Source organism: Mycolicibacter sinensis, from assembly GCF_001673565.1.
Classification (GTDB): Bacteria; Actinomycetota; Actinomycetes; order Mycobacteriales; family Mycobacteriaceae; genus Mycobacterium; species Mycobacterium sinense_C.
In genome coordinates this window covers 1-16,264 of record NZ_LZMF01000122.1, presented here as the reverse complement: position 1 = coordinate 16,264, position 16,264 = coordinate 1, and the positions used below count along the sequence as shown (strand labels likewise).

15 protein-coding genes and 2 pseudogenes are annotated in these 16,264 nt (G+C 68.5%); 11 read left to right on the top strand and 6 right to left on the bottom strand.

The window, feature by feature from the left end; genetic code table 11:
* The 5 genes and pseudogenes from A5648_RS16825 to A5648_RS22890 all read left to right on the top strand — a co-directional run.
* Positions 1–329 (top strand): annotated as a pseudogene (locus A5648_RS16825) (hypothetical protein); the annotation flags it as partial.
* A gap of 4 nt (positions 330–333) precedes the next feature.
* The gene (locus tag A5648_RS16820) at positions 334–2,076 is read left to right on the top strand and encodes a thiamine pyrophosphate-binding protein (protein WP_065025642.1); all 1,743 of its coding nucleotides are present in this window, start codon (positions 334–336) and stop codon (positions 2,074–2,076) included.
* Entirely contained in the window at positions 2,054–2,701 is a 648-nt protein-coding gene (locus A5648_RS16815; RefSeq protein ID WP_065025641.1) for a hypothetical protein, read from the top strand. Before A5648_RS16820 ends, A5648_RS16815 begins: the two co-directional genes overlap by 23 nt.
* Positions 2,702–2,708: 7 nt before the next feature.
* Positions 2,709–3,731, top strand: coding sequence for a 3-oxoacyl-ACP synthase III family protein (locus A5648_RS16810; RefSeq protein WP_065025640.1), 1,023 nt, complete (start codon positions 2,709–2,711; stop codon positions 3,729–3,731).
* The gene (locus A5648_RS22890) at positions 3,728–4,828 is read left to right on the top strand and encodes an aminotransferase class I/II-fold pyridoxal phosphate-dependent enzyme (RefSeq protein ID WP_109470826.1); all 1,101 of its coding nucleotides are present in this window, start codon (positions 3,728–3,730) and stop codon (positions 4,826–4,828) included. The genes A5648_RS16810 and A5648_RS22890 overlap by 4 nt, the downstream gene beginning before the upstream one ends.
* Here the strand turns inward: A5648_RS22890 and A5648_RS16805 are convergent.
* Genes A5648_RS16805 through A5648_RS16795 form a run of 3 tightly spaced genes read right to left on the bottom strand, consistent with a single transcriptional unit; the run spans position 4,713 to position 7,281 of the window.
* Positions 4,713–5,729, bottom strand: coding sequence for an NAD(P)/FAD-dependent oxidoreductase (locus A5648_RS16805; protein WP_065025639.1), 1,017 nt, complete (start codon positions 5,727–5,729; stop codon positions 4,713–4,715). The two genes, A5648_RS22890 and A5648_RS16805, sit on opposite strands and share 116 nt — an antisense overlap.
* Entirely contained in the window at positions 5,726–6,226 is a 501-nt protein-coding gene (locus A5648_RS16800) for an isoprenylcysteine carboxyl methyltransferase family protein (RefSeq protein ID WP_065025638.1), read from the bottom strand. The genes A5648_RS16805 and A5648_RS16800 overlap by 4 nt, the downstream gene beginning before the upstream one ends.
* 2 nt (positions 6,227–6,228) lie before the next feature.
* A complete protein-coding gene (locus A5648_RS16795) occupies positions 6,229–7,281 on the bottom strand; it encodes a type III polyketide synthase (protein ID WP_065025637.1) in 1,053 nt (350 codons plus the stop codon).
* Positions 7,282–7,518: 237 nt separating this feature from the next.
* On the opposite strand from A5648_RS16795, the gene A5648_RS16790 reads away from it, so the two are divergent.
* Both A5648_RS16790 and A5648_RS16785 read left to right on the top strand, forming a co-directional pair.
* Positions 7,519–9,822, top strand: a complete 2,304-nt coding sequence (locus A5648_RS16790) for an MMPL family transporter (protein ID WP_082966547.1) — start codon at positions 7,519–7,521, stop codon at positions 9,820–9,822.
* 33 nt (positions 9,823–9,855) lie between these two features.
* Positions 9,856–10,704, top strand: a complete 849-nt coding sequence (locus A5648_RS16785; RefSeq protein WP_065025636.1) for a class I SAM-dependent methyltransferase — start codon at positions 9,856–9,858, stop codon at positions 10,702–10,704.
* Positions 10,705–10,710: 6 nt separating this feature from the next.
* On the opposite strand, the gene A5648_RS16780 is transcribed toward A5648_RS16785, so the two are convergent.
* On the bottom strand, positions 10,711–12,144 hold the full coding sequence (locus A5648_RS16780) for a protein adenylyltransferase SelO (RefSeq protein WP_065025635.1): 1,434 nt from the start codon (positions 12,142–12,144) through the stop codon (positions 10,711–10,713).
* A 227-nt stretch (positions 12,145–12,371) separates the two neighbouring features.
* On the opposite strand from A5648_RS16780, the gene A5648_RS16775 reads away from it, so the two are divergent.
* From A5648_RS16775 to A5648_RS16765, 3 genes are read left to right on the top strand one after another with little or no spacing between them, the layout of a single operon-like run.
* Complete coding sequence (locus tag A5648_RS16775) at positions 12,372–13,646, top strand: DUF4226 domain-containing protein (protein ID WP_065025634.1); 1,275 nt, start codon at positions 12,372–12,374, stop codon at positions 13,644–13,646.
* 50 nt (positions 13,647–13,696) lie between these two features.
* A complete protein-coding gene (locus tag A5648_RS16770) occupies positions 13,697–13,942 on the top strand; it encodes a hypothetical protein (protein ID WP_234787453.1) in 246 nt (81 codons plus the stop codon).
* Positions 13,943–13,968: 26 nt separating this feature from the next.
* The gene (locus A5648_RS16765; RefSeq protein WP_065025632.1) at positions 13,969–14,319 is read left to right on the top strand and encodes a hypothetical protein; all 351 of its coding nucleotides are present in this window, start codon (positions 13,969–13,971) and stop codon (positions 14,317–14,319) included.
* A gap of 9 nt (positions 14,320–14,328) precedes the next feature.
* On the opposite strand, the gene A5648_RS16760 is transcribed toward A5648_RS16765, so the two are convergent.
* Positions 14,329–15,102 carry a hypothetical protein gene (locus tag A5648_RS16760; protein WP_065025631.1) on the bottom strand — a complete coding sequence of 258 codons (774 nt, stop codon included), beginning with the start codon at positions 15,100–15,102 and terminating at the stop codon, positions 14,329–14,331.
* 132 nt (positions 15,103–15,234) lie between these two features.
* Between A5648_RS16760 and A5648_RS16755 the strand changes: the two genes are divergently transcribed.
* Positions 15,235–15,912, top strand: coding sequence for an ankyrin repeat domain-containing protein (locus tag A5648_RS16755; RefSeq protein ID WP_065025630.1), 678 nt, complete (start codon positions 15,235–15,237; stop codon positions 15,910–15,912).
* A gap of 36 nt (positions 15,913–15,948) precedes the next feature.
* Here A5648_RS16755 and A5648_RS22885 read toward each other — a convergent pair.
* Positions 15,949–16,224, bottom strand: a pseudogene (locus tag A5648_RS22885) (SDR family NAD(P)-dependent oxidoreductase); the annotation flags it as partial.
* Positions 16,225–16,264 lie beyond the last annotated feature (40 nt).

Here is a 16,264-nt window from a genome sequence, read left to right as displayed (position 1 = left end):
CGACGCCGCCGGCGCAGCAAGCCGCGCTGCCGATGGCGCAGGTGGGCACCACCGCGCTGGCCTCGACCGTCGCGGTCAGCAGCCAGCCCTGGGGCAGCATCATCGACTTGAGCTGCGTCTGCCTGGCTCCGGTGACCGCGCACCACGACACCCTGGCGCTGGTGATCGTCGACCGCGACGGCACCCAGACCCGACTGGCGACCTGGGTGGCCGAACCCGGCCACACCGCCACACCGGCCGCCAGCATCTCCACGCCAAGCGACCAAATCGCCTCGGTACAAGTGGTTTCCGCCGACAACGGCAAAGTTCTGCTGGAACGCGCAATGTGAACCAATGCCGGTCACCCGCCGTGTCACTGGCATGTCCAGGAACTACTCAGCCGTCGACCACATCGTGGCCCAGCTGCCGGCAGCGGGAGTGCGGCACATCTTCGGCGTCGACGGCGCGAACATCGAAGACCTTTACGACGCGGCGTATTTCCGGCCCGACATCACGGCGGTGCTGGCCAAGCACGAGTTCGGGGCCGCCACCATGGCCGATGGATATAGCCGCAGCGGCGCCGGTCTGGGTGTGGTCGCCGCGACATCGGGCGGCGGCGCGCTGAACCTGATTCCGGGACTGGGGGAATCATTGGCCAGCCGGGTCCCGGTGTTGGCGCTGGTCGGCCAGGCCCCACGCGCGATGGACGGCCGCGGCAGCTTTCAGGACACCAGCGGCCGCAACGGTGCACTGGACGCCGAAGCGTTGTTCGCCGGCGTATCGATCTTCTGCGAACGGGTGCTCGACCCCGACGACATCGTCTCGGCATTGCCGCGCGCCATCGCCGCAGCCCGCCGCGGCGGGCCGGCGGTGCTGTTGTTGCCCAAGGACGTTCAGCAAGGGACCGTCACGATCGGCGCCTGCCTGCGCAACGGTGTACGCCGTCCTGAGCCGCCACCGGTGGGTAGCCCACAACCGATCCTGCACGCGCTGCGCGACGCCCATGGCCCGGTCACGATCATCGCGGGCGAACAGGTGGCCCGCGACGACGCCCGCACCGAACTCGAGGAACTGCGCGCGCTGCTGCAGGCGCGCGTGGTGTGTGTTCCCGACGCCAAGGATGTGGCCGGCACACCGGGTTTGGGTGCGTCGTCGGCGCTGGGCGTCTCCGGTGTGATGGGCAACCCCTCGGTTGCCGACGCGGTGGCGGCCAGTGCGCTGTGCCTGGTGGTGGGCACCCGGCTGTCGCAGACCGCGCGTGCCGGTCTTGATGCAGCACTGGCCGGCGTCCGCACCGTGTCGATGGGTTCGGCGCCCCCGTATCTGCCGTGCACACACGTGCAGACCGCCGATCTGCGGGCGATGCTGCGAATGCTCTGCCGGGCGCTGGCCGGGCCCGGGCGCCCGCGGTGGCTGCGCGTGCCCGACACCGTGTCACGCACCGAGTTGCGGCCGCCGTCCTACTCCGGGCCGGGAGTGCGCTACCGCGACACGATGCGACTACTCGACCATGAACTGCCCGACGGTCTCGACATCGTCGTCGACGCCGGCAACACCGGCGCTGCGGCCGTTCACTACCTTGCGCCGCGCTGTGACGGCCGCTTCCTGGTTGCCCTGGGTATGGGCGGGATGGGCTACAGCTTCGGCGCCGGCATCGGCACGGCGTTCGCTCGCGGCCGGCGCACCGTGGTGATCGCCGGCGACGGCGCATTCTTCATGCACGGCATGGAGATCCACACCGCCGTGCAATACCGGCTCCCGGTGCTGTTCGTGTTGCTCAACAACAACGCGCACGGCATGTGCGTGACCCGCGAGCAGCTGTTTTACCACGGCTGGCACAGCTACAACCGTTACACCCCCAGCCACCTGGGCGCCGGCCTGGCGTCGATGTTGCCCGGCCTCAACGCCATCGAGACAGCCGACGCCGAAGGATTCGGCGCCGCGTTGCGCACCGCGCTGGCCCACAACGGGCCGTCGGTGATCAGCGTCGACTGCGCCGCCGACGAGATACCACCGTTCGCACCGTTCCTGTCCGCCGGCGTTTCCGCACCGACACGTAGGGAGGACCACCGCTATGTCGCTTCCAGCGCTCGCTGATATCAGCGAGCCCATCGACGGACTGATCCGGGTAGAGACCAGCCCCCGCAAGGTGGCCACCCCGATCATCATGGAGATGATGCGGTCGGTCTACCCGCACGATGTGGTCTTCGGCGACTACTGCACCGTGAACGACTACATCGACTGCCCGCCCGACGAACTGTTCGACTACCTGGCCGACACCCGCTGCCTCGAAGAGTGGACCTACAGTCTGCGTGGCTTCACCCCCACCGAGGAGCCCGGCCTGTGGCTCGCCTACGACCGGCTCGGTTCGGAGACCCGGATCTACACCCGCACCGTCGCCGACAGCCGCTCGCGCACCGTGGACTACCACTGTGCGTGGGATCAGGGCCACCACCTGTGGATGATCTATCTGCTGCGAGTCGTCGACGCCCAGGTGGTGCTGAACAAGCCCGGATCGGTGGTGCTGTGGACCAACTGTCACCACCCGTTCTACGACCACAACCCCTATCCGGAGACCGCACCACCGCAGCGCCCGGTCTGGGTCGGTGACTTCTGGGACATGTTCAGCGCCGGCCATCTGCTGGAACTGAAGAACCTGAAGGCGATTGCGGAGTACCGCCACCACAACGGCCTGCCCATCACACCGTCCTGGATGAGATGAGCCGACCATGGGCCAACCCGCCATCAGCTTGACCGACGTCTCCAGTTACCTTCCCGGCGAACCGATTACCGCGCAGTACTACGCCCAGTTCGCCGAATCCGACGAGCTCCGCGACAACGTGATGTTCCGGGCGCCGGTGTTCCGCCACCACGTCGGCGCCGACGAGTCCGCGGCCGACATGATCGAGCAGGCAGCACAAGGCCTGATCGACCGGCACAGCCGCGACGTCATCGAAAGCGTCGACGTCTTGATCACCCACACCCAGTTGCCCGACATCCCGTTCTGCGGCGCGGGCGGTGCCATCGCCCACCGGTTGGGTATGCGCCCGTCGTCGGTGCTGGATCTGCACAACGGCGGATGTGCCGCATTCGTGCTGGGACTCAACGTCGCCCGGCAATTGCTGACCGCCGGCGCGGGGCGCACCGCGTTGATCGCGATCGCCCAGAACGCCGCCGGCCAGGTCTTCGACCAGGCGGGAGTCCGAGGCAAGTCGCAGGCGTCGGTACCCGGTGACGGTGCGGCGGTCGGCCTGGTCACCTTGACCGATCACTCGCCGATTCTCGACGTCGAGTGCCGCACCTACGGGCAGTACGCCGGGGACATGACCTACACCATCGACCCGCCCCGCAAGTGGTGGCAGCCCGGGCCCGGGTCCGGCTATATCGGCTTCACCGAAGACAAGATCACCAAGGTGATGGCACGCGGCAACCGGCAGGTACCCGAGGTCGCGCTGGCGGTCTGCCACCGACTCGGCCTGTCCCCTGCCGATATCGCCCTGCTGGTCACCAATCAGCCCAACCGGGTGTTTTTGCGCAATTGGCGCGAAGCACTCGAACTGCCCGAATCACGGCACTTCGACACCTTCGACGCGTGCGGCAACCTGTTTGGAGCCGGTATCCCGATCAACCTGGATCGCGCCATCACCGCGCAGCGACTCCACCCGGGCGAGGTAGTGGTGATGGCCGGGTTTGCGCACGCCGGTGACTTCGCCGGCGCCGCGGCGATCCGGTGGGGCGGACGGGGCACATGACGTCGGCCGTCGATCCGTGTGCGCTGGCACTCAATGAGAATCCGTTCCCGCCGCTGCCGGCGGTACGTGCGGCACTGATGCACGCCGTGGGGGCGGCCAACCGCTATCCGGATTTCCTGCCGACCCGGTTGCGCCGGCTGGTGGCCGACCACGCAGGCGTGCCCGAGGAGAGCGTGGTGCTGGGGCCCGGCGCATCCGGGCTGGCCATCCAGGTGCTGCACGCGATGACGCACCCGGGTGATCGGATTGTGCTGAGCCAGCCCACTTTCGACGGCTATCCGATCTTCGCCGAGATCGCGCGGCTGACGACGGTCGACATCCCGCTGGACCGATATGGCCGTCATGACCTGCCCGCGATGGCCCGCGCCGCCGCCGACGCCCGCGTCGTGGTCTTGTGCCGGCCGCACAACCCGACCGGGACGCTGGAGCCCGTCGCCGACGTCGAGCGGTTCCTGACGAGCATCCCCGGGGACACCATCGTGCTGCTCGACGAGGCCTACATCGAGTTCGTCGCACCCCACCAGCGCATCGACCCGGCCGACCTCATCCAGCGGTTCCCGAATGTGGTTGTGCTGCGGACCTTCTCCAAAGCCTACGGACTGGCCGCGCTACGGATCGGCTACGGCGTCGCGGCGCCGGTGCCGGCGGCCGCGCTGTGGGCCATGCAGATGCCGTTCGGCGTCCCCACCAGCTGCATGGTGGCGGTGGCGGCTTCCTATGCTGCCGAAGCGCAGCTGCAGCAACGCATCGAGCAGATCACCGCCGAACGCCAGTACCTGCGGGCACGGCTGCAGGCCGCAGGTGTCTACTGCACCGACTCGCATGCGAACTTCGTGTACCTGCCCGCTGCCGGTCGGTCGTGGCGTGAGATCTTCGCCGGCACCGGGCTGCGGGCTCGGCACTACCCCGACGGCGCGGTGCGCATCACGGTGGGCACTCGCGCCTCGACCCGGTTGGTGGTGTCCGCGGTCGAGCGGATGCTCAGTGCGCCAGCAGATGCACCGCGCGTTCGAACACTCCGGGCAGCAGCTCACACGCCGGGATCAAGGCCCGCCGGGTCGGCTGCGGAGCGCTGGCCAATACCAGCGCTCGGGTGAGCAGTCGATAGCGCCGCGTGATCGCCGGCCAGGCCCGCTCGTAGGCCGCGGGATTGTCGTCGAGGATCGCCGCGACGGCGGCAGCGGCCTGCTTGACGGCCAAGCTGACACCCTCACCGGTCAGCGCATCCTCGTAACCGGCTGCGTCACCAACCAGCAGCACCCGGCCTTCGACGCGGCGTGAAACCACTTGGCGCATCGGGCCGCAACCGCGGGCCGGCCCGCGTTGGACGCCGGCGACGCGGGCTGCCAACTGCGGGAACCAGTCGAGGTCGGGGCGCTGCGGCGACAGGATCGCCACACCCACCAGATCCGGTTCTACCGGCGTCACATACGCCTCACCCCACCGGGACCAGTGCACCTCGACGAACTCCGACCAGGCCGGAATCCGGTAGTGCCATCGCACCCCGTAGCGCCGCGGCGTGCCGGCCACGGCCGGGATCCCGACGGTGCGGCGCACCGTGGAGTGCAGCCCGTCGGCGGCGATCAACCAGTTGGCCCTGATCCCGCCCGCCGTCACGCCGTGGGCATCCTGGTCGACGGCGCCGACCCGCTTGCAGACCCAGTCGACGTCGTGCTGCTTGGCCTGGTCGGCCAGCGCGGCATGCAGGGTGGTGCGGCGCACCCCGCGCCCGGGCCCGTCGCGGAAAGGCGCTTCGACCCGACGCTGCTCGTCCAGGTAGGCGATGCCCCGCAACGGCGTACCCGCCGGGTCCACCCCCAGCGACGCCAGAGCGGCCAGCCCGCCCGGCATCAGACCCTCACCGCAGGCCTTGTCGATCGGGTTGTCGCGCGGCTCGGCGACGATTACCGAAAGGCCTTGCTGCCGTGCGTATAACGCGGAAGCGAGGCCCGCTGGTCCGCCGCCGACGACCAGAAGGTCGACATCGATGGTGCTCACCGGTACCCCAGGGCGGCGTTCTCCACCCGGATACGCACCCGCAACACCGCCGCGTTGGCGAGGGTGAACCCGATCGCGGTCACCCAGGCGGTGTGCACGAGCGGCAGCGCGAACCCCTCGACCACCACTGCCACATAGTTGGGATGATGCAACCATCGATACGGTCCGCGGCGGACCAGCGGAGCTTGCGGCATCACGATCACCAGCGTGTTCCATCGCCGGCCGAGTGTCGCGATGCACCACCACCGAAGCCCTTGGCTGGCCAGCGTCAACGTGAGCATCGGCCAGCCCAGCACCGGAATGAAGGGCCGGTGCAACAGCCCCACCTCGACCACACAGTTGAGCAGCAGCGCCGCATGGATGCTGACCATCACCGGATAATGGCGATGCCCGAATTCGGTGCCGCCGTTGGCGAATGCCCAGCGGGCGTTGCGGCGGGCCACCGCCAGTTCGGCCAGTCGTTCTACGCCGACGGCCAGGATCAGCAGGTAGTACATGGTTACCAACTCATCAGCACGAGTTCGGCGGAGAACCCCGGTCCCATCGCGATCATCAGGCCGATCGATCCCGGCGTCGGCGGGTCGGCCTCGGTGTCGTGCAGGATGTCGAGCACCGAAACGGACGACAAGTTACCGTGCTCGCGCAACGACTTTCGGGTACGATCGAGTGCATCCGGGGGCAGATCCAGCACGGCTTCGACCGCGTCGATCACTTTTGGGCCGGCGGCATGCACGATCCACGTCGAGATGTCGTCGGTCACCAATCCATGATCGGCCAGGAAGTCGCGGACGTCGTCACCGAGGTATTTCTCGACGACGGTGGCGATCTCGACGGACAAGACGATGCGGAAGCCGTCACTGCCGATGTCCCAGCCCAAGATCTCCTCGGTATCGGGATAGGTGCGGCTTCGCGTCGCCAGCACCTTCGGTCCGGCCGGTGCCCGGCTGGGCCCGGTCGCGATGACCGCGCCGGCGCCGTCACCGAACAGGCTGGATGCCACCAGGTTTCCGATCGAATGATCCTTGCGCTGCACCGTCAGCGAGCACAGCTCGACCGCCAGCAGCACCGCCACATCACCCGGGAAGGCGCGCAGGTAGTCATGTACCCGGGCCAGGCCGGCGGCACCGGCGACACAGCCCAGGCCGAACATCGGGATGCGTTTGACGTCGGCGCGCAGTCCCATCCGCGTCACCAGCCGCCCTTCCAGGGAGGGAACGGCCAGCCCGGTCACCGTCGTCGAAAACACCACGTCGACATCGGAGGCGGTAAGTCCGGCCTGATCCAGGGCCGACTGCAGCGCTCGTTCGCTCAAGTCGAGCGCGATGTCGAGGTAGGCGTCGTTGGCTTCGGTGAAGCCACTGAGCTTGGGGTAGCGCGTCAACGGCAGTGCCAGCTGGCGTTTGGCGACGCCGCTGCTGGCGGCGAACCGCGCGAACTCCGGTCCGGCGAAGTCGGACAGGGCCGCCATCACCTGGGCCTGGCTGTGCCGGTGGGACGGGAATTCAACGGCCACAGCGGCCACTGTCGGGGTATTGATCGCGGTGTTGTCCATGTCGAGGTCACGGAGTCACCGGGGCCGCGGTTCAAGCCTGGCAGGTAAACGTTGTGTTGATCGGTCGCTTCGATCCACCAGTCTCGGCGGTGTGGTTTGGTGCCCGGCGCTTTGCTTTCGGCCGGTAGGCTGGAGCGAATCAACGCGGTGAACCTCGCAGAACCCGGACTCGTGTCAAGGCCGGTGGGGGTGCCAGCGGCACCTCTCGTCGACCATTTCGGCGGAAGGTAGCTAGACGTGCTGCACCGGATGGCTTTGCTGGCCCTCGCCGCTCCGCGACGTGTGCTCGCGCTGGCCTTCCTGGTGATGATCGCCGCGGCTGTCTTCGGCATCCCGGTGGCCGATAAACTGTCCGCGGGCGGCTTCCAGGACCCCAACTCCGAGTCCGCCCAGGCCACCCGGTTGCTGACCGACCGATTCGGCCAGAGCGAGCAGCAGCTGCTGATCCTGATCAGCGCCCCCGGCGGTGCCAACAGCGAGCCGGCTCGCTCCGTCGGCACCGACATCGCCGGGAAGCTGCAGCAGTCGCCGTTCATCTACAACGTCACCTCACCGTGGACCGGACCACCGTCGGCCACCTCCCGGCTGATCAGCGCCGACGGTTCCTCCGGTGTGATCGTGGCCAACCTCAGGGGTGGCGAGAACGACGCCCAGAAGTACGCCCGCGCTCTGGCCGATCAGGTGGCGCACGACCGCGACGGGGTCAGCGTCCGCGCCGGCGGCGGGGCGATGGTCTACGCGCAGATCAACCACCAGAACCAGCACGACCTGCTGCTGATGGAGTCGATCGCGATCCCGCTGAGCTTTCTCGTGCTGGTGTGGGTGTTCGGTGGCCTGCTGGCGGCGGCGCTGCCGGTCGCGCTGGGTGGGCTGGCGATCGTCGGGTCGATGGCGGTGTTGCGGTTGATCACGCTGGCCACCGATGTCTCGATCTTCGCGCTGAATCTCACCACCGCGATGGGCCTGGCCCTGGCGATCGACTACACGCTGCTGATCATCAACCGCTACCGCGACGAGCTGGCCGACGGTGTGGCCCCCGATCGGGCGCTGATCGCGACCATGAGCACCGCCGGGCGCACCGTGCTGTTCTCGGCGAGCACGGTCGCGTTGTCGATGGTGGTCATGGCGTTGTTCCCGATGTACTTCCTGAAGTCGTTCGCCTACGCCGGCGTGGCGACGGTGAGCTTTGTTGCGCTCGCGGCGATCGTGGTCACCCCGGCGGCGATCGCATTCCTGGGGCCCCGACTCGACGCGCTGGATGTGCGCCGGCCGGCACGCCGGCTGCTGCGCCGCCCGGCACCCACCGCGCGGCCCATCGAGCTGGGTTTCTGGTACCGGGCAACGAAATTCGTGACCCGCGGCGCGGTACCGATCGGTCTGGCAGTGGTCGCGCTGCTGGTGGCGGTGGGGCTGCCGTTCTTCGGGGTGAAATGGGGCTTCCCCGATGACCGGGTGCTGCCGACGTCGGCGTCGGCGCACCAGGTCGGTGACGCACTGCGCAACGACTTTGCCGATGACTCGGACCGGGCAGTGCCGGTAGTCCTGCCCGACATCCGCGGCATACCGGCCGACGAGCTCAACCGCTACGCCGCCGATCTGTCCCGAGTCCCCGACGTGTCGTCGGTGTCGGCCCCCACCGGCACCTTCGTCGGCGGCGCTCGGGTGGGCGAGCCGGCCGCGGCGACCGGGATCGCCGAGGACAGTGCGTTTTTCACGGTCGCCAGCGAAGCACCGCTGTTCTCGCAGCGGTCCGAGACCCAGCTCGACAACCTGCATCAGGTCCCCGGCCCGGGCGATCGGCCGGTGCAGCTGGCCGGGCTGGCGCAGATCAACCGCGACAGCGTGCAGGCCATCACCGACCGGTTGCCGTTGGTGCTGGGGCTGATCGCCGCCATCACGTTCGTGCTGCTGTTCCTGCTCACCGGCAGTGTGGTACTGCCGGCCAAGGCCCTGATCCTCAATGTCTTGTCGCTGGTCGCCGCGTTCGGGGCATTGGTATGGATATTTCAGGACGGCCATCTCGGTGCGTTCGGCACAACGCCGACCGGGACGTTGGTGGCCAACGTGCCGGTGTTGTTGTTCTGCATCGCGTTCGGGCTGTCGATGGACTACGAGGTGTTCCTGGTGTCCCGGATCCGGGAGTACTGGCTGGCGTCGGGGCAAACTCGCGCCGACAACGACGAGAGCGTGTCGCTGGGCGTGGCCCGGACCGCTCGGGTGATCACCGCCGCGGCGCTGGTGATGTCGATCTCGTTCGCCGCATTGATCGCCGCGCAGGTGTCGTTCATGCGGATGCTCGGCCTCGGCCTGACCCTGGCCGTGTTGGTGGATGCCACGCTGGTCCGGATGGTGCTGGTACCCGCATTCATGCATGTGATGGGCCGGTGGAACTGGTGGGCGCCCAAACCCCTGGCGTGGGTGGCGCAACGGTTCGAGCTCAGCGAAAACGGTTCCGCGGGCAGGCATGCCGCGCCGCCGGGTTTCGCCACCCGCACCTCCGGGCGCCACGAGCTGCATCACGTCCCGCAGGACGTCCGATAGCCCCGCGCCCCGGCGACGCCTACGCTGTCGGTCATGGCCAACGAGGAACAGCAGCAGGCGTGGGCGGCGCAGGGCATCGACTGGGTAGACCATGCGGCGATCTTCGAGGCGGTATTGGCGCCGTTCGCCGACGCGGTGCTGCAGGCCGCCGACATCGGCCGCGGTGCGCGGGTGCTCGACATCGGTTGCGGCTCAGGGACTCTGTTGCATCGGGCGGCAGCGCTGGGGGCCGTCCCGTTCGGCGTCGACATCTCCGAGCCGATGGTGCAGGCGGCACGCCGCCGGGTGCCGGGGGCCACGGTCGCGCTCGGTGACGCCCAGACACTCGCCCTGCGGCCGGCCACCGGCGAGGCATTCGACCGGATCATCTCGCGATTCGGGGTGATGTTCTTCGAGGACCCGGTGGCCGCATTCGCCAACATCCGCAACGCCGCCGCGCCGGGAGCCCAGCTGACGTTCGTGTGCTGGCGAGAAGGCGACAACCCGATGTTCACCCTGGGTGTCGACATTCTCGCGGATCGCCTTGAAACACCGCCTGCCGCTGCCGATCCCGACGCACCCGGACCGCTGGCCTTCGGCAACGCCGAGCGGGTGCGAGCCATTCTGGCCGACGCCGGCTGGCGCGACGTTGACGTGGCGGCCTTCGACGGGGTCTGCGACTTCGGTATCGACGGCAGCGACGGCGTCGAGGAGCGCCTGAGCCTGATCCTGGCCAACACCACCGGGCGGCAGGCCCGCGCCGAGCTACCGGAGCGGCTGGGCGCGGACGGCTGGGCCGCTGTCATCGAGGAACTGCGCGACGAACTGCGCCGGCGCCGGGTCGACGGTGTGGTGAAATTCCCGGGCCGCACCTGGGTGGTCACCGCGGTCAATCCGGGCTGAGCACCGTCACGTCCCGCAGAACGTCCGATAATCCCCGAACTCCGGCGGCGCCGGCGCGGCGTAGGCCTCCAACCCGTCGCGTTCCCGGTACGGCTCGGCGAGCACCTCGAGCAGCTTCTGCACCGGCGCGAGATCGCCGCGCATCCCCGCGGTCAGCGCCTGCTCCACCAGGTGGTTGCGCGGGATGTAGACCGGGTTGACCCGGTCCATCGCGTCGACATCCGGATCCAGTGAACGCCAGTGCGCCAGCCAGTCGTCAAAGACCTTGCCCGGCAAGGTTTCTTCTCCCCGGCCGGCCTTGCTCAACGCCCGGAAGAACGAGGTGTAGTCGACGGTGTTGTCCTTGAGCAGTGCGAGCGCTTGATCGATCAGCGCGGCGGCCTCCACGCTGCCGGTCAGCCCGAACTTGTCCAGCATCCCAGCCGACCAGTAGCCGTGATAGCGCGGCATGAACCCCTCCAGGGTCTCTACCGCTACGTTGAGGGCCTTATCTTCGACGTCGTCGAACAGCGGCAGCAGCGTCTCGGCGAAGCGGGCCAGGTTCCACTGCGCGACCAGTGGCTGGTTGCCGTAGGCGTAGCGCCCGGCATAGTCGATGGAGCTGAACACCGTGGCCGGGTCGTAGGCCTCCATGAACGCGCACGGCCCGTAATCGATGGTCTCCCCGGAGATCGTCATGTTGTCGGTGTTCATCACCCCGTGCACGAACCCGACCAACATCCACTGCGCCACCAGCGACGCCTGGGCCTCAACCACCGCCTGAAACAGGGCCAGGTAAGGGTTTTCGGCTTGCGCGGCCTCCGGGTGGTGGCGGGTGATGGCGTGCTCGGCCAGCCGGCGCAGCAGCCCGAGGTCACCGCTGGCGCGGGCCTGCTGGGCGACGAGCTGGAAGCTGCCCACCCGCAGGTGGCCGGCGGCTACCCGGGCCAGCACCGCCCCGGGCAGCATGCCCTCGCGCTGCACGTCGCGCCCGGTGGCCACCACCGACAGCGAGCGGGTGGTCGGAATACCCAGGGCGTGCATGGCCTCGCTGATCACGTACTCGCGCAGCATCGGGCCGACCACCGCCAGGCCGTCGCCGCCGCGGGCGAACGAAGTGCGCCCGGAGCCCTTGAGGGCCAGGTCGCGGTGGTGACCGTCGTTGTCGATGAGTTCGCCCAGCAGCAGCGCCCGGCCGTCGCCGAGCAGCGGAACGTAGTTGCCGAACTGGTGTCCGGCGTAGGCCTGCGCCACCGGGGTCGCGTCGTCGGGAACCTCGGTGCCGGTCAGCAGCCCGATACCCGCCGGGCTGCGCAGCCACTGCGGGTCGAGTTTCAGGTCGGTGGCCAGCGCCTCGTTGAGCACCAGCAGTTTTGGCTCCGGCGGCGTTTCGGCCTGCCAGCGCACCGACAGTTCTGGGAAACCGCGGGCGAACTCGGCGGTCAGGTCCGGGGGTGACACCTGACCAGCCTACGGGTCTCGCGCTGTCACTGCCGTGGCCGCCGTGGCGAGCCGGAGATGGCGTTGGCTTTCACATCCGCCACATCTGTACCCGGAGAGTTGGTATGTGTGATGTCGGAAAACGATAGCGCTGGTGATATCAGGGGCCCTGGTATTCACACCCACCACATGCGTACCGGCACCGGAGTGAATACCCCAGCGGGCGCCGCTGCGTTAGCCTCCCGAATATGCCAGCGGAGACCGGCGCCCACGCCGACGCGGCGCGCGCCCGCGAGGCCGTCCTGGTGCGGCGCCTGCATACCTCCGCGGCCACCGACCGAGCCTTCGCGGCGACGCTGCACGACGCCTACCGGACGGCGCTGGCCGGCCGCAAGCGGTTGGACGCGATCGAAGGCGAGATCCGCAGTGTCGTGGGCAACCGGCAGTCACTGGCGTTGGACACTCCGGCGGGCGCCCGCCAGTTCCAGCGGTTCCTGACCGCCAAGACCCGCGACATTCTCACCGTCATCAACGACGCCGCCGCCGACAGCGCACAGAAGGCGGACCTGCTGCGATACCTGGCCGGTGGTTACACGGCCGACAAGCCGCACCGACCGGAGATCCAGGCCGTCGACCACACCGTCAAACGGTCCCCCGCCTCGGGCGACGGGCGCCGGCAGAATCAGATCGACGCCTTCCGCGAGGTCTGCGGCCGCGATCCGGTGTCGGCCTCCGACTGGACGACAGCCGCGGCACTGGACTCGCACACCTACGACCCGAAGTTTCAGGGCGTGGAGTCCGAGGTGCGGGTGGCCCGGATCGAGCCGGTGCCCGGGCAGGGCGTCGTGCGCGCGTCGCAGTGGATTGCGCAGCGCGACGTCACCAGCTACCCGCCTCCCAAACGCGACTTCGGTAACGGCAGAGGCCCTGACTCGCGCTTCGATCCCGAGGACACCAAGGTCACCACCTACATCGATTACGACAACGGGATCGTGGTGATGCGTCAGAACCCGTCCGTCGCGGTGAACTCCGACGGCTCACCGGGCCAGGTGAAATGCGGTGTGCCCCAAGGCAGCATCATGCAGGCCCCCGACGGGTCGGTGCGAATCAAATACGACGCGGGCAATCCGCTCGTCCCGGGTCTCGCCACTGACCGAAACGGACCTCTCAATGACCACCGGTTGAGCGTCAACGGCGACTTGGTCTTTACCCCCGGCTCGGGCGGTGTGCATGTCGACGGCACCCGCACGGACTACCCCTCCCTTGAGGTTTACCAAGACCTGCCCAACGGCACCGCTCGAACGGTATTGATCGACCCCGCGCAGTCGGGACGGAGCACCGGACCGGTGTTCAATCTGCCGTTCCACCACGAGATCGGGTTGGGTAGTTTCCTCTTCGATCAGTTCGACCCCGGGACGGCAACCGATTTCGGGCCAAGGTATTCGCCGCCGTCGGTACCGGTATCTTCGCCGTTCAACACCAGCGATGGGGCGCTGCGCGGAACGGAGAATGACCACCCATGACCACCCCTTCCCCGGCAACTCCTTACGGACCACGTGGTTTCATCGCCGCGTTGACAGCCATCGCCATTGTCGAGACTGCGACGTGGGTGTGGCTTCCGTACTGGTTCGCCAACCTGTTCTTCTTCGCGGTGGCAACGGCGGTGGTGGTGCCGGCCGGGTTGTTCCTGCGCGAGTTGCCCGATGATTCCGGGCAAGTCGGTCGCGGAATACTGCTCGGGTACCTCGCGACCCCGCTGACCATCGCCGTCACCGTCATCCCGACCCTGGTGATCACCCAGCTACTGCATCTGGCCTGAAGTCATGCACTGAAAGGTGCTCGAACATGCTCAACACGATGCTCATCCGAATCCGCGCGCAAGACGCTGATGTCTGGCGGATCGCGACCCGGTCAGCCCCGGTGGTTGTCCAATTCGTGTGGGCGGCGCTGTTCGGGATCGGTTGGCTGCTGGGGCGACTGCCGCTCGATAATCACGCCGGGTTCCGCATCCTGGTGGCGACGGCGTCGGTTCTGACGACCGTCGGGGCGCTCGTCGTCGGCGGGGTGTTGTTGCGTGCCGAGACGCCTCGCCGCCGTGGGCTGGGCCTGGCCATAGGCGGGTCAGGCATAGCAGCGTCGGCCAGCGGCTTGGTCTACGCGCTGATCTTTCTGCCGATCATGGACCCGCACGCATGACTGCCTTGATCACCCAGCTACTGCATCTGGCCTGAAGTCGCCGGGCCGCCGCGGATCGTCGTACTTGCCGGTGAGCAGCTTGGACACCGTGGCCGGCTTCCAGTGCCGGCCGGTCGGGGTGCGCTGCCCCGCCGAGTTCAGCACCCGCGCGGTGGCGGCCTGGGTGACACCACAGCCGTACACCAGCCAGCTCGCATAGAACTTGAGCAGCCGCTTGCGCTGCGGCCACGGCACCGACGGCGGCGGCAGCACCGGCGGCAGCGAGTGTGCCGCTGTAGTACCGCGGTCCGGAAGTCTCCGTACCGCCGGTGTGGCACCTGTTTTGGCCAGCACCAGCTCGATTTCCCGGCTCAGACTCTTGACACCGGCCACCGCCAGCGCCGCGCGGTCGAGCTCGTCGACGGCCTGCACCTCCAGCCGCAGCGCCTGGTCGATCTCGCTGATTCCGCCGTCGGTGGGCACCCGGAAAAGCTCCCGGTAAATCAGCAGGTTCAGGCCGTGGCGCTGCAGCACCAGGCTGAGCCGTCGTAGGTGCTGCTCGCGCAGGAAGTCCGGGCCCGGAAATGGCACCCAGATGTCGATCCGGCCGGCGATGGCACGGCTCAGTGCGTCGACGACGGCCTCGACCTGGGTCAAGTCGTGTTCCCGGGCGGCCGCCCCGTCGTCGAATCCGAAGGTGTCGACGATGGTGTAGCCCCGCTCGCCGGCGTCGGAGGCCAGGTCGCCGCGATGGGCCGCCGTGTCACGGTCTCCGAGCAGAATGACCGGTGTGGAGTGCGGCATCGATACCTCCCGATTTATCAAGCCCCCGTGGGGAAGTGCTGGTGAAAGGAATGTATCGGCGACCACCGACAAGTTCTGGCTGCCGACTTCGGCGACGGACCGTTGTCGGTACCCGCCGCTACCTTCACCGCTATGGACGAACCACCCCTAGATTGGCCCGGCGTGCTGGAACCTTCATTGCTGCCGAAGGATGCCATCACGACCGGGCACCAACTGGCCGATGCGGCCGAATCCGGCGACTGGCCGGCACTGTTCGATCTGCTGGATGCCACGCCGGCGCTCAGCGTCAACCAGTGCCGGCCCGGCAGCCCCGAATGGCTCGCCCCGTTGCACCAGGCCGCCCGCCACGGCGCACCGACGAAAACCATTGCCGCGCTGCTCGATCGCGGCGCGCTGCGCTGCCAGCGCGACGCGCGGGGCTTCACCGCGTGCGACATCGCCGACGACGCCGGGCACCCGCCGGCGCTGCTAACCCTGCTGGCTCCACCGCCGTCGCCGCTGTCGGCCGAGCGAATCCGCGCCCTCGACGCCAACCTGGAGTGGGCGATCGATGGCACTCTGCGCACCGCGCAGCTCTTCGACGGCTGCCGCGATCACGACCTGCGCATGCTGCTGCGCTACCCCCCGGTGGCCCTGCTGCACGAAGCGCCCGGCCGGTCGGTGCACTTCGCGATCCCGGGCCTGACCGGCGGCGTCCGCGTCACCCTGCGGTGCAGCTATCTGGAAGCCATGAGCGGGCGCCGACCCACCGGGCAGCTGCGGGTGATCACCCACCGGGGTGTGGTCCTGACCACCGAAGGCCGCACCTGAGGGTCGCGTAACGTGACGGCCATGGCTTTCCGACTCGCCGACACACCTGACCAGCACGTCGAAGCCGCGTTGCTGCGCGGCGAAATCGCGCACCGAGGCCAGGCTGCCCAGGTCCAGCGCCGCCACCGTGACGTCGCCGGTGATGCTGTCGGCGATCTGCTGGGCCTTGGCGGTGTTGCGGCAGGCCATCACCACGGTGGCGCCCTTGGCGGCCAGGGTGCGGGTGACGACCTCGCCCAGTCCGCCGTTGGCCCCGGTCACCACAAAGGTGCGGCCGTGCTGGTCAGGTGTGTCGGCGAGTCGGAAAGCCATGGCCGTCACGTTACGCGACCCTCAGGTGCGGCCTTCGGTG

What these genes read in the sequence shown, in the direction of transcription:
- A5648_RS16820 (WP_065025642.1), top strand. Translation starts at nt 334, where the DNA reads ATGCCGGTCACCCGCCGTGTCACTGGCATGTCCAGGAACTACTCAGCC.
- A5648_RS16815 (WP_065025641.1), top strand. Translation starts at nt 2,054, where the DNA reads ATGTCGCTTCCAGCGCTCGCTGATATCAGCGAGCCCATCGACGGACTG.
- A5648_RS16810 (WP_065025640.1), top strand. Translation starts at nt 2,709, where the DNA reads ATGGGCCAACCCGCCATCAGCTTGACCGACGTCTCCAGTTACCTTCCC.
- A5648_RS22890 (WP_109470826.1), top strand. Translation starts at nt 3,728, where the DNA reads ATGACGTCGGCCGTCGATCCGTGTGCGCTGGCACTCAATGAGAATCCG.
- A5648_RS16800 (WP_065025638.1), bottom strand. Translation starts at nt 6,226, where the DNA reads ATGTACTACCTGCTGATCCTGGCCGTCGGCGTAGAACGACTGGCCGAA.
- A5648_RS16795 (WP_065025637.1), bottom strand. Translation starts at nt 7,281, where the DNA reads ATGGACAACACCGCGATCAATACCCCGACAGTGGCCGCTGTGGCCGTT.
- A5648_RS16785 (WP_065025636.1), top strand. Translation starts at nt 9,856, where the DNA reads ATGGCCAACGAGGAACAGCAGCAGGCGTGGGCGGCGCAGGGCATCGAC.
- A5648_RS16775 (WP_065025634.1), top strand. Translation starts at nt 12,372, where the DNA reads ATGCCAGCGGAGACCGGCGCCCACGCCGACGCGGCGCGCGCCCGCGAG.
- A5648_RS16765 (WP_065025632.1), top strand. Translation starts at nt 13,969, where the DNA reads ATGCTCAACACGATGCTCATCCGAATCCGCGCGCAAGACGCTGATGTC.
- A5648_RS16760 (WP_065025631.1), bottom strand. Translation starts at nt 15,102, where the DNA reads ATGCCGCACTCCACACCGGTCATTCTGCTCGGAGACCGTGACACGGCG.
- A5648_RS16755 (WP_065025630.1), top strand. Translation starts at nt 15,235, where the DNA reads ATGGACGAACCACCCCTAGATTGGCCCGGCGTGCTGGAACCTTCATTG.